This window comes from Bradyrhizobium genosp. SA-4 str. CB756 (assembly GCF_000473125.1).
Classification (GTDB): domain Bacteria; phylum Pseudomonadota; class Alphaproteobacteria; order Rhizobiales; family Xanthobacteraceae; genus Bradyrhizobium; species Bradyrhizobium arachidis.
The window spans coordinates 8653796-8665225 of sequence record NZ_KI421499.1 but is presented as its reverse complement, the minus strand read 5'-3'; the positions used below and the strand labels follow the sequence as shown (position 1 = coordinate 8665225).

General features: G+C 64.1%; 11 protein-coding genes. 4 read left to right on the top strand and 7 right to left on the bottom strand.

Annotated features, from left to right (window positions below; all coding sequences use genetic code 11):
* Positions 1-4 precede the first annotated feature (4 nt).
* Both BRAGE_RS0141795 and BRAGE_RS0141790 read left to right on the top strand, forming a co-directional pair.
* Positions 5-352 (top strand): MmcQ/YjbR family DNA-binding protein, encoded by a 348-nt coding sequence (locus BRAGE_RS0141795; RefSeq protein WP_027561954.1) that lies wholly within the window; start codon positions 5-7, stop codon positions 350-352.
* 8 nt (positions 353-360) lie between these two features.
* On the top strand, positions 361-927 hold the full coding sequence (locus BRAGE_RS0141790) for a nucleotidyltransferase family protein (RefSeq protein WP_027561953.1): 567 nt from the start codon (positions 361-363) through the stop codon (positions 925-927).
* A gap of 132 nt (positions 928-1059) precedes the next feature.
* On the opposite strand, the gene BRAGE_RS0141785 is transcribed toward BRAGE_RS0141790, so the two are convergent.
* The 3 genes from BRAGE_RS0141785 to BRAGE_RS0141775 all read right to left on the bottom strand — a co-directional run bounded on the left by BRAGE_RS0141785 (position 1060) and on the right by BRAGE_RS0141775 (position 3718).
* A complete protein-coding gene (locus tag BRAGE_RS0141785; RefSeq protein WP_027561952.1) occupies positions 1060-1638 on the bottom strand; it encodes a PAN domain-containing protein in 579 nt (192 codons plus the stop codon).
* Between the two features lie 113 nt (positions 1639-1751).
* Positions 1752-3122: a glutamate--cysteine ligase gene (locus BRAGE_RS0141780; RefSeq protein ID WP_027561951.1), complete on the bottom strand. Its 1371-nt coding sequence runs from the start codon at positions 3120-3122 to the stop codon at positions 1752-1754.
* Positions 3123-3220: 98 nt separating this feature from the next.
* The gene (locus BRAGE_RS0141775) at positions 3221-3718 is read right to left on the bottom strand and encodes a MarR family winged helix-turn-helix transcriptional regulator (RefSeq protein WP_027561950.1); all 498 of its coding nucleotides are present in this window, start codon (positions 3716-3718) and stop codon (positions 3221-3223) included.
* Positions 3719-3844: 126 nt separating this feature from the next.
* Between BRAGE_RS0141775 and gstA the strand changes: the two genes are divergently transcribed.
* Together gstA and BRAGE_RS0141765 are read left to right on the top strand one after the other, a co-directional pair.
* Positions 3845-4459: a glutathione transferase GstA gene (gstA, locus tag BRAGE_RS0141770; RefSeq protein ID WP_027561949.1), complete on the top strand. Its 615-nt coding sequence runs from the start codon at positions 3845-3847 to the stop codon at positions 4457-4459.
* Between the two features lie 226 nt (positions 4460-4685).
* Positions 4686-4994: a hypothetical protein gene (locus BRAGE_RS0141765; protein ID WP_231164161.1), complete on the top strand. Its 309-nt coding sequence runs from the start codon at positions 4686-4688 to the stop codon at positions 4992-4994.
* Positions 4995-5537: 543 nt separating this feature from the next.
* Here BRAGE_RS0141765 and BRAGE_RS0141755 read toward each other — a convergent pair.
* The 4 genes from BRAGE_RS0141755 to BRAGE_RS0141740 are packed head-to-tail and all read right to left on the bottom strand — an operon-like array spanning position 5538 to position 11240.
* Positions 5538-7751, bottom strand: a complete 2214-nt coding sequence (locus BRAGE_RS0141755) for an FAD-dependent oxidoreductase (protein ID WP_027561947.1) — start codon at positions 7749-7751, stop codon at positions 5538-5540.
* A gap of 18 nt (positions 7752-7769) precedes the next feature.
* Entirely contained in the window at positions 7770-8978 is a 1209-nt protein-coding gene (locus tag BRAGE_RS0141750; protein WP_027561946.1) for an acetyl-CoA C-acetyltransferase, read from the bottom strand.
* 48 nt (positions 8979-9026) lie between these two features.
* Positions 9027-10817 carry an acyl-CoA dehydrogenase C-terminal domain-containing protein gene (locus BRAGE_RS0141745; RefSeq protein ID WP_027561945.1) on the bottom strand — a complete coding sequence of 597 codons (1791 nt, stop codon included), beginning with the start codon at positions 10815-10817 and terminating at the stop codon, positions 9027-9029.
* Between the two features lie 39 nt (positions 10818-10856).
* Complete coding sequence (locus BRAGE_RS0141740; protein WP_035730637.1) at positions 10857-11240, bottom strand: nuclear transport factor 2 family protein; 384 nt, start codon at positions 11238-11240, stop codon at positions 10857-10859.
* Positions 11241-11430: the final 190 nt, after the last annotated feature.

The following is an 11430-nucleotide window of genomic DNA, read 5'->3' as shown; positions in this document are numbered from 1 at the left end:
CCTCATGACCTTCGACGACGTCAGAAAATTCGCGCTGACGTGGCCGGAGGTCGAGGACGGCACCTCCTACGGCACGCCGGCGCTGAAAGTACGCAAGAAGCTGCTGGCGCGCCTGAAAGAAGACGGCGACAGCCTGGTGATGCCGGATGTGCCGATCGACGAGCGCGCCATGCTGGTCGAGAGCCAGCCAAAAATCTTCTATTTCACCGATCACTACGCCGACTATCCGATCGTGCTGATCCGCCTGTCGAAGGCGAAGCGCGCGATCGTCGAACCGTTCCTGCGGCGGCGCTGGCGCGCGCTGGCCTCGAAGACGGCGCGCGCCCAATATGACGCGCGCGAGGACGTATGAGCCACGCGATGGACGAGGCGCGCTTTCTCGCGCTGGCGCTGAAAAATCCGGTCAATGCCGCGATCGTCGATGAACTCCATCGCCTCGCGCTGCCGGATGCGTGGCTGGTTGCGGGGTGCCTCGCGCAGACCGTGTGGAACGTGCTGACAAAGCGCGCGATCGATCACGGCATCTCCGATTATGACGTCTTCTATTTCGACCCAGACACCTCGTGGGACACTGAGGATGCCGTGATCCGAAAGCTGCATGCGCGGCTCGGGCACCTCGGCGCCAAGATCGAGATCCGCAACCAGGCGCGCGTGCACTTGTGGTATCCCGCCAAGCACGGCCTGCCTTATCCGCCGTTGACGTGTTCCACTGACGGCATCGACCGCTTCCTGACGCAGAACACGCAAGTCGGTGTCAGGCGCGCGGGCGATGGCCATGAGGTCTACGCGCCGCATGGCTTCGACGACATCGCAGGGCTGATCGCGCGACCCAATCGTGCGCTGAATTTTTCCGCCGCGAACTACGCCGCGAAGGCGGAGCGATGGAAGAGGCTGTGGCCGGAGATGACGGTGATTGCCGCGGAGTGAGATCTCGTAGGGTGGGCAAAGCGAAGCGTGCCCACGACTTCTTCGCGATTACAGAGAGATGATGGGCACGGCGCTTCGCGCCTTTGCCCACCCTACGGCACTAACCCACCCTGCGGGACTACGGCACCTTCCCTACCGCACCACGCCCGAGGTGAACCCGGCCTTCCTGCGCGGCGGCTTGATTTCCTTTTTCAGGAAGCAGCGCGCCTCGCGCCCGGTGTAGCCAGGGCGGGCATAGGTGAAGGCGCGACATTTGTTGTCGGCGATGCAGGCCGCCTTGCAGGCCTCCTCGCCCTCGCCCTCCTTGAGCTCGAAATTGCGCAGATCGCCGCCGGGGCGGTCGATCGACGTCTCCACGCCTTCGACCCGCGGTTCGATCACGCCGGCACCGCGCACACCGGAGATGCAGCAATTGCCCGGCACGCGCGGCGGCACGACGTTCTTGAGCCAGCACACGGCCGAGCCGCCTTCGACGTCGGGATAGCTGAAGCTCCAGGACCGACAGCGGCGGTCGCGTTCGCAGAGCAGCGCGCAATCCTCGGGATCGCCCGAGGTGACCGGCGTGCTGAAATAGTCGCCGCCGGGCCGATCGAACGCCGTCTGGGCGCGCGCGGGCCAGCTCGCAAATGCGAACGAAAGCAACGCGACGCAGGCCGCGACGCTTGCCAAGACCTTCGCCATGACGGCCCTGGTCGGGCGGCCCTTCCCCATCAGAACAGCTTTCGAGTTATTGACGACGCTCAGGTTTTTTCAGCCGGTCATTTGATCGCCGCAAACCTGTATGGGCGATGAACGGCTCAACTCCTGGGCGTTGGCCTATGTGTCTAGAAAGCGTATTCCGCGTAGGCCGGTTCCACCGAGCCGTTCCAGGGACCGTTGAACTTCTCGAGCATCTCCTCGGCCGGGGTGCGGCCGGAATCGATGATGCGATCGAGCGGCTCCAGATGCCGCGTCTCGTCGCGGCCGAGCTGGTCGATCCGGCCGCGCCGGCGCAGGCCGGCATGTGCCAGAACGAGGCATTCCTTGGCGATCTCGAACAGATAACGGTCCTTGATCCGCGCCTTGAAGCCGAAGCGCGGCACGTCGTCGCGCAAGGCCTGACGCTCGTGTGCGCTCCAGTGCTTGACGATCTCCCAGGCCGCATCGAGCGAGACGTCGTCATAGAGCAGCCCGACCCAGAACGCCGGCAACGCCGGCAGGCGGCCCCACGGACCACCGTCGGAGCCGCGCATCTCGAGATAGCGCTTCAGCCTCACTTCCGGGAAGATCGTCGAGAGATGGTTGGCCCAGTCCGACAGGGTCGGACGCTCGCCGGGAAGATTGTTGTTGCGGCCGTCGAAGAAGGCGCGGAACGAGGAGCCCGAGACGTCGATATACTCCTCGCCGCGCTTGACGAAATACATGGGCACGTCGAGCGCGTAATCGACATAGCGCTCGAAACCCATGCCGTCCTCGAACGCCCACGGCATCATCCCTGAGCGCGCATTGTCGGTATCGCGCCAGATCTCGGAGCGGAACGAGAGGAAGCCGTTCGGCTTGCCCTCCGTGAACGGCGAATTGGCGAACAGAGCGGTCGCGACCGGCTGGAGCGCGAGCGAGACGCGCAGCTTCTTGACCATGTCGGCTTCGGAGGAGAAGTCGAGATTGGTCTGCACGGTGCAGGTCCGGTACATCATGTCGAGGCCGTACTGGCCGACCTTCGGCATGTAGTTGGTCATGATCTTGTAGCGTCCCTTCGGCATCACCGGGATATCGGCGCGCGACCAGGACGGCGTCATGCCGAGGCCGAGGAAACCGATGCCAAGCGGAGCCGCGATCTCGCGCACCTGCGCCAGATGCGCCATCAGCTCGCTCTGGGTCTGATGCACGTTCTCGACCGGCGCGCCGGAGAGCTCGAACTGTCCGCCGGGCTCGAGCGAGATCGCGCCGCCGCCGGTGACGTCGTAGAGGCCGATGATGTTGCCCTTCTCCATGATCGGCTCCCAGCCAAGCAGGAGCTTCATGCCTTCGAGCAGCGCGCCGATGCCGCGCGGGCCTTCGTAAGGCACCGGACGGTGGCCTTCGAGCGTGAACGGCGTCTTCTCGTGCTCGGTACCCATGCGGAATTCGGACGGGTCCTTGCAGCCGGCCTCGAACCACGCGACGAGCTCGTCGCGCGATTGCAGCGGCGTCATATCGATCTGGTCTCGCGCCATATCAAACTCTAATCAAAAGCGCTTCGACCGAATGCGCGCGGGTGACGGGATGGTCCGCGAACCCACCGGGCGCGCGGACGTGCTGGTTTGCCGCGCGATCATCGCGTCGGCGAAGTTTCGTTGACGTTGGCGACGGGCGGCAGCTTCATCTCGCCGCACGAGCAGCCCAGGCGGTCGAGCAGACCGCTGAGCTTGACGGCGTCGGCATCTGACAGTTTCGAGCCGACATACTTCTCGATCGCGGCCGAATAGGCGCCCCACATCCGCTTCTGCAGTTCGCGGCCGGCTTCCGTGATCTCGACGAACTGGCCGCGCTTGTCGATCTTGCATTCGCGCCGGGAGGCAAGGCCCTCATCGACCAGGCGGTCGATCAGGCGCGAGGTGGAGTATTGCGGGATCAGCATCTGCCGCTCGAGTTCCACCGGCCGCAGCTCTCCGCTCGGCGCGCGCGACAATTCGAGCAGCGCGTCGTACCATGCCAGCGGCGGGAACCCCGCCTTCTTCAGGTCCTGCTCGACGCAATCGAGCACGCGGCTCTGCACCCGCATCAGGCGGATCCAGGCGGAAGTTGCCTCGGTCGATGGTTTGCGTTTCATGGTCCCGCTCAAGCTCGTCGTCCGTGTCTTACTCTATTCTATGCAGCTGCATCAATCTTGACTATTTCATGCAGGCGCATGTAGTCGTTCTTTCGCCCTAGCCAAGCAGCAAGAGGAGGAAATTCCATGAAACTGTACTATTCGCCCGGCGCCTGCTCCCTGTCCCCCCACATCGCGCTCCTGGAAGCCGGCCTGCCTTACGAGCTGGTCAAGGTCGATATCCGGGCCAAGAAGCTCGAAAACGGTGAGGATTATCTGAAGCTGAACCCCAAGGGCCAGGTCCCCGCACTGGGCCTCGACAGCGGTGAGATCGTGACCGAAGGCCCGGTGATTGTCCAGATGATCGCCGATCGGGCCTCAGCGAAGACGCTGGCGCCGGCCCATGGCAGTTCCGAGCGCTACAAGCTGCTCGAGTGGCTGAACTTCCTCACCTCGGAGGTCCACAAGAGCTTCGGTCCGCTGTTCGCGCCGGCGCTGAACGACGAGGCCAAGGCCTTCTTCAAGGATCGCGTCATGGGCAAGCTGAAATACATCGACAGCCAGCTCGCCGGCCGCGACTACCTCATGGGCCAGCAGTTCACGGTCGCCGACGGCTATCTCTTCACGATGCTGACCTGGGGCGACCGGATGAAGTTCGATCTCTCGGCGATGCCGAACCTTGCGGCCTACAAGGCCCGCGTCGCGGCGCGGCCGAAAGTGCAGGAAGCGCTGACGAAGGAAGGGCTGGCGCAGGCGAAGTAAGGACGGATCACCACTGCAACGACGAAGAGCCGGACGATGATCCGGCTCTTCGCTTGCGGAACCCGGCGGTTCGTGACGCCGCACCATCAATTTTTATGAGGATTGTCGGGGTTAACAATAACTCCGCCTTGTTTGCTCCACGAACGTCACCATCCTTGTGAGAGCAATACAGTTGGCTCAACCTCAGCTAGGGACGCGATGCGGACCGCTGAACTGGGAAGCTGTCGTGACGATCGTATTTTGTCTATTGCTCGCGAGCGGAATCACCGGACTGGCGACCGGGCTGTTCTTCCGGGTCTGGGCGTTGGTGCTCGTCTCGCCGGCCATCGCACTTCTTGCAGCGATCGTTCTGCAGAGCTCGAACTTTGGATTTTGGACGGGCATCCCGGTCGTCGTCGGCTGCCTGATGGTCGGCCAGCTCGCCTATCTGGCGGGGGCGTTCCACCTGCAAACAGGGGAACTCTCAATGCAGGACGACGCTGACGGCGAACCAGGCAAGCACAGCCAACGCCGTATCGGCGACCAGAACGAGTAGGGCCAGGCCCAGCCACGAGGGAACTTTCCTGCGCCGCCGGAGCATCTTGCGGCGCGACCACGGCCGACCCAGCAGCAACAGCGGAGCGTATCTGACCGCAACGCCGGCTGCGCTATCTTGAAACACCATGGGGCTCATTGCGGGACACCTTCAATGCTAATCGTCGCAGTGTGGATTCGTTAGCAAGAGCGGTGCCAGTGCGGAGCGGGCGTGACCGTTGCGGGGATTTGGAGCGGCCCTAGTGTGGCACGGAAACACACGAACCGATGTGACAGGCCCCAAGCAAAATGTGGCGGGATCGGTGATCCGGTCTTTTTCATTGTGAACCATTTGGCGGGCAACGTCGTCGAAGGAGCATCTCCACGAGACAATGCCCCATGAACATGATCGGGTGCGTATTGGCCGCGGCGACGAAGGTCGCTGGAAAGCCAGTCTCGCCGACGATGCGGTCTCGGGCCGCGCGTTCTCGCCGTTCGGCGACGGAAAATAAAAAGGCCGGATCAACGATCCGGCCTTTGTTGTTTCTGCGTCCTCGGAAGACCGTCAGGCCGCCGTCTTCTTCGGCGCGAACCGGCCGTAGAAGGTTTCGCCCTTCGCCGCCATCTCCTCGAGCAGCTTCGGCGGGGTGAAGCGCGAGCCGTATTTCGCCTCGAGCTTGTGGCAGAGCTCGACGAACTTCTTCGTGCCCATGAAGTCGATGTAGGACAGCGTACCGCCGGTGAACGGCGCGAAGCCAAAGCCGAGGATCGAGCCGACATCCGCCTCGCGCGGATCGGTGATGACGTGGTCCTCGACCGTGCGCGCGGCTTCCACCGCCTGCACCACCAGGAAGCGCTGCTTCAGCTCCTCGACGTCGAGCGTATCAGGGTCGAGCTGCTTCGGCTGCAGCGCCGAGAGGCCCGGCCACAGGCTCTTCGAGCCCTTGCCCTTCTCTGGATAGTCGTAAAAACCCTTGCTGTTCTTGCGGCCGAGGCGGCCCTGGTTCTCGACCATCTCCACCATCAGCTTCTTCTGATCGGGGTTGATGGCGTTGGGGCCGAGATCGGCTTCGGTGGCCTTCATGATCTTGAGGCCGAGATCGAGCGCGACCTCGTCCGACAGCGAGAGCGGGCCGACCGGCATGCCGGCCATCTTGGCGCAGTTCTCGATCATCGCCGGCGGCACACCTTCGAGGAACATCTCGTTGCCTTCGGCGACGTAGCGGCCGACGCAGCGATTGGCGAAGAAGCCGCGGCTGTCGTTGACCACGATCGGCGTCTTGCCGATCTGACGGACATAGTCGAGCGCGGTCGCGAGCGCGACGTCGCCGGTGTTCTTGCCGAGGATGATCTCGACCAGCATCATCTTCTCGACAGGCGAGAAGAAGTGGATGCCGACGAACTTGCCCTGGTCCTTGAAGCTCTCGGCCAGCGAGGTGATCGGCAGGGTCGAGGTGTTCGACGCGAAGATCACGTCCGGCTTGAGATATTCCTGCGCCTTGGCGAAGGTTTCGGCCTTGACCTTGCGGTCCTCGAACACGGCCTCGATGACGAGGTCGACGTCCTTCAGCGCCGCGTAGTCAGCCGTCGGCGTGATGCGCGCGAGCAGCGCTTCGGCATCCGTCGGCTTGGCGCGGCCCTTCTTGATCTGCTCCTCGATCACCTTCTGCGCGTGCGCCTTGCCCTTGTCGGCGCTTTCCTGGTCGCGGTCGATCAGCACGACGTCGAGGCCGGCGCGGGCCGAGACGTAGCCGACGCTCGCGCCCATGAAGCCTGCGCCGATCACGGCGATCTTCTTGACCTTGGTCGCGGGCACGTCCTTCGGACGGCGCGCGCCCTTGTTCAGCTCCTGCATCGACAGGAACAGGCTGCGGATCATCGCAGCCGCCTCCTTCGAGCGCAGCACCGAGGTGAAGTACCGCGACTCGACGCGCAGTGCGGCGTCGATCGGCAGCTGGAGGCCTTCATAGACGCAGCTCATGATCGCGCGCGCGGCCGGATAATTGTCGTAGGTCTCGCGGCGATAGATCGCGTTGCCGGCCGGGAACATCATCATGCCGGCTTTGGAGAACACGGGGCCGCCGGGCAGCTTGAAGCCCTTCTCGTCCCAGGGCGCGACAGCCTTGCCGCCGCCCTTGATCCAGTCCTTCGCGGCCTTGATGAGATCGGCGGCGGGAACGATGGCGTGGATCAGGTTCAGCGCCTTCGCCTTCTCGACGGTAACAGGATCGCCCTTGAGCAGGATCGTCATCGCATCCTGCGGCGGCACCAGGCGCGGCACGCGCTGCGTGCCGCCGGCGCCGGGGAACAGGCCGACCTTGACCTCGGGCAGGCCGAGGCGCGTTTTGGGGTTCTCAGCCGCCACGCGATAGTGGCAGCACAGTGTGATCTCGAAACCGCCGCCGAGCGCGAGGCCGTTGATCGCGGCCGCCCACGGCTTGCCTGACGTCTCGATCGAGCGCAGCACCTGCGAGAAGCGGCGGCTCTGGTCGAACAGCATCTGGTTCGCGGCGGTCTCGCCCTGCTCCTTCAGAACCTTGGCATAGGCCTGGTTCATGCCTTCGAGCATGGAGAGGTCGGCGCCGGCGCAGAACGCTTCCTTGGCGGAGGTGATGACGACGCCCTTCACCGCGGCATCGGCCGTGGTTGCTTTGACGATCGCGTCGAGCTCGCTGGTCGAGGTCTCGTCGAGCACGTTCATCGAACGGCCCGGGATGTCCCAGGTGACGAGCGCGATGCCGTCGGAATCGGTCTCAACCTTAAAATTCTTGTAAGCCATGTTGGTTGCTCCCTATCCCTAGACGCGCTCGATGATGGTCGCGGTGCCCATGCCGCCGCCGATGCACAGCGTCACCAGCGCGGTGGACTTGTTGGTGCGCTCGAGCTCGTCGAGCACGGTGCCGAGGATCATCGCACCGGTGGCGCCGAGCGGATGGCCGAGCGCGATCGCGCCGCCATTGACGTTGATCTTGGCGTTGTCGATGTCGAAGGCCTGGATGTAGCGCAGCACCACCGAGGCGAAGGCCTCGTTGAGCTCGAACAGGTCGATGTCCGACTTCTTCATGCCGGAGCGCGCGAACAGCTTCTCGGTGACGTCGACCGGACCGGTCAGCATCATCGCCGGCTCTGAGCCGATGTTGGCGAAGGCGCGGATCTTTGCGCGCGGCTTGAGGCCATACTTGCTGGCTGCCTCCTTGCTGCCGAGCAGCACGGCGCCGGCGCCGTCGACGATGCCGGAGGAGTTGCCGGCGTGATGCACGTAATTGACGCGCTCGATCTCGGGATGCGACTGCACCGCGACGCCATCGAAGCCGCCCATCTGCGCCATCATCGTGAACGACGGCTGCAGCTGCGCCAGCGACTGCATCGTCGTCGAGGGACGCATGTGCTCGTCCTTGGCGAGGATGGTGAGGCCGTTGATATCCTTCACCGGCACCACGGACTTGTTGAAGCGGCCTTCGTCCCAGGCCTTGCCGGCGCGCTGCTGGCTCTGCACGGCGTAGGCGTCGACGTCATCGCGCGAGAAGCCATACTTGGTGGCGATCAGGTCGGCCGAGACGCCCTGCGGCATGAAATAGGCGGGCACCGCCATCGACGGGTCCATCGGCCAGGCGCCGCCGGAGGCGCCGATGCCGACGCGGCTCATCGATTCGGCACCGCCGCCGATCACCAGCTCATGCTGGCCGCTCATCACCTGAGCTGCGGCAAAATTCACGGCGTCGAGGCCAGAGGCGCAGAAGCGGCTGATCTGCACGCCCGGCACGGCTTCGCCGAGACCTGCTTTCAGCGCCGCGAAGCGCGCGATGTCGGAGCCGGCTTCGCCGACCGGATCGACCACGCCGAGCACGACGTCGTCGACGGAATCTTCCGGCAGGTTGTTGCGGTCCTTCAGCGCCTTCAGCGGCACCGTGGCGAGCGCCAGCGCGGTGACTTCGTGCAGCGCGCCGTCCGGCTTGCCGCGGCCGCGGGGAGTACGAACGTGGTCGTAGATGAATGCCTCAGGCATGACGCCCTCCTGATCTGTTGTTCGAATTTCGACGGCGCGGAAGCAGCCTCAGAACGCTTCCGCCGGCAGTTCCATGATGGTGGCGCAGCCGGACTGGATGCGCGCGAGATTGGCCGCGGTCTCCGGCAGCATCCGCTCCATGAAGAAGCGGCCGGTGACGAGTTTCGTGGAGAGATAGGGGGTGGCGCCCTGCTCGGCAATCTTGACCTGGGTGACCTTGGCCATCTTCGCCCACATGTAGCCGAGGGCGACGAAGCCGAAGAGATGCAAATAGTCGGTCGCGGCCGCACCGGCATTGTCGGGCTTCATCATCGCATTCTGCATCAGCCAGGTGGTGGCCTGCTGGAGATGGCCGAGCGAAGCCGAGAGCGGCGTGATGAACGGCTTCATCGCCTCGTCGCCGCCGTTCTCCTTGGCGAAGGCCATGACCTCGCCGAAGAAGGCCATGATGGCGCGGCCGCCGTCGCGCGGCAGCTTGCGGCCGACGAGATCGAGCGCCTGGATGCCGTTGGCGCCTTCATAAATCATCGCGATGCGGGCATCGCGGACGAACTGCTCCATGCCCTGTTCGGCGATATAGCCGTGGCCGCCATACATCTGCTGCGCCTGCACCGCGTTGGCAAAGCCGTAGTCGGTGAGGAAGCCCTTCAGCACCGGCGTCATCAGACCCATGTGGTCGTCGGCGGCCTGGCGGTCCTTCGGGTCCTCGGAGCGATGGGCGACGTCGCTCTTCAGCGCGGTCCACATCACGAAGGCGCGCGCGGCCTCGTTGAAGGCGCGGATCGAGAGCAGCGTGCGGCGCACGTCGGGATGGACGATGATCGGATCGGCCATCTTGTCCGGCGCCTTGGCGCCGGTGAGCGCGCGGCCCTGGATACGCTCGCGGGCATAGGCAACGGCGTTCTGATAGGCGACCTCGGATTGCGCGAGACCCTGAACGGCGACACCGAGGCGGGCCTCGTTCATCATCACGAACATGCCTTGCATGCCCTTGTTCTCTTCGCCGATCAACCAGCCGGTGGCGTTGTCGTAGTTCATCACGCAGGTGGAGTTGCCGTGGATGCCCATCTTGTGCTCGATCGAGCCGCAGACGACGCCGTTGCGCTGCCCGACCGAGCCATCGGCATTGACCAGGAATTTCGGCACGACGAACAGTGACACGCCCTTGATGCCGGCGGGCGCGCCCTCGATGCGGGCGAGCACGAGGTGGATGATGTTGTCGGCGAGGTCATGCTCGCCGGCCGAGATGAAGATCTTGGTGCCCGTGATCTTGAAGCTGCCGTCGGCCTGGCGCACCGCCTTGGTGCGCAGCATGCCGAGATCGGTGCCGCAATGCGGCTCGGTCAGGTTCATGGTGCCGGTCCACTCGCCCGCCACCATCTTCGGCACGAAGGTCTGCTTTTGCTCCGGCGAGCCATGAACGATCAGCGCTGCGGTCGCGCCCATGGTGAGGCCGCCGTACATCGAGAACGCCATGTTGGCGGAGATCTGGAATTCGTTGACGGCTTGCGAGAGCGTCACCGGCAGGCCCTGGCCGCCGAGCTCGGTCGGCGCCGAGAGACCAAGCCAGCCGCCCTCGGCGACCTGCTTGAAGGCGTCCTTAAAACCCTTCGGCGTGGTGACGCTGCCGTCCTCAGTGCGCTTGCAGCCTTCGAGATCGCCGACGCGATTGAGCGGCTGGAGCACCTCTTCGGCGAGCTTGGCGGCCTCGCCCAGGATCGCCTCGCGCACGTCGCTCGAGGCATCGGAGAAGCCGGCGAGGTTGTCGTAGCGGTCGATCTGGAAGACGTCGTTGAGCAGGAAGTTCACGTCTTCGACGGGGGCTTTATAGATCGGCATTGCGTTCTCCCGGCATGGGGCTTGAAGTGGCGGAATTCTCTAGGATTGGGCGGCGAGCTGCTCCGCCATCAGGCGGTGCAGCATGTTGATCGCCTTGAGCGGACGCACCATCACCTTGAAATGGGTGATGCGTCCCTCGGCATCGAAGGTGATGATGTCGACGCCGTTGATCTCGATGCCGTCGATGATGGTCTTGAATTCGAGCACGGCGCCGCTCGCGTTCTTCCACTCCCCGACATAGGTGAAGCCGGGACCACCGAGCACCTTCTCGGCGCTCGCGAGATATTTGAAGGTGATGTCGCGGCCGCGCTGGGGTGAATGCACGACGGGGCTTTCGAACACGGCGTCAGGATGCAGCAGGTCCCAGAGCGCGGCGCGGTCATGGGACTTCATGAAGGCGTACCAGGAATCGAGGCCGGTCATGGTCAGGATGCCTCCCTAGATAAAAGCCTTGGCAAGAAACTCGAAAACAACCCCATGCACAGTAGCGAGGGGTTGATTCGGCTGGGTTTTCCGGTCGGGTCTCGAACCCCGACCTTGGGTCACCTCATATGCACATTGACGCATATGCACCAATGCGCATAAAGTCAAGTCAATTGGTCGGGACTTCAAG

Excerpts from the sequence above, each read along its gene's own strand:
- BRAGE_RS0141745 (WP_027561945.1), bottom strand. The coding sequence starts at position 10,817 with ATGCCGATCTATAAAGCCCCCGTCGAAGACGTGAACTTCCTGCTCAAC.
- BRAGE_RS0141775 (WP_027561950.1), bottom strand. The coding sequence starts at position 3,718 with ATGAAACGCAAACCATCGACCGAGGCAACTTCCGCCTGGATCCGCCTG.
- BRAGE_RS0141780 (WP_027561951.1), bottom strand. The coding sequence starts at position 3,122 with ATGGCGCGAGACCAGATCGATATGACGCCGCTGCAATCGCGCGACGAG.
- BRAGE_RS0141750 (WP_027561946.1), bottom strand. The coding sequence starts at position 8,978 with ATGCCTGAGGCATTCATCTACGACCACGTTCGTACTCCCCGCGGCCGC.
- BRAGE_RS0141790 (WP_027561953.1), top strand. The coding sequence starts at position 361 with ATGGACGAGGCGCGCTTTCTCGCGCTGGCGCTGAAAAATCCGGTCAAT.
- BRAGE_RS0141795 (WP_027561954.1), top strand. The coding sequence starts at position 5 with ATGACCTTCGACGACGTCAGAAAATTCGCGCTGACGTGGCCGGAGGTC.
- BRAGE_RS0141785 (WP_027561952.1), bottom strand. The coding sequence starts at position 1,638 with ATGGGGAAGGGCCGCCCGACCAGGGCCGTCATGGCGAAGGTCTTGGCA.
- BRAGE_RS0141755 (WP_027561947.1), bottom strand. The coding sequence starts at position 7,751 with ATGGCTTACAAGAATTTTAAGGTTGAGACCGATTCCGACGGCATCGCG.
- BRAGE_RS0141740 (WP_035730637.1), bottom strand. The coding sequence starts at position 11,240 with ATGACCGGCCTCGATTCCTGGTACGCCTTCATGAAGTCCCATGACCGC.
- gstA (WP_027561949.1), top strand. The coding sequence starts at position 3,845 with ATGAAACTGTACTATTCGCCCGGCGCCTGCTCCCTGTCCCCCCACATC.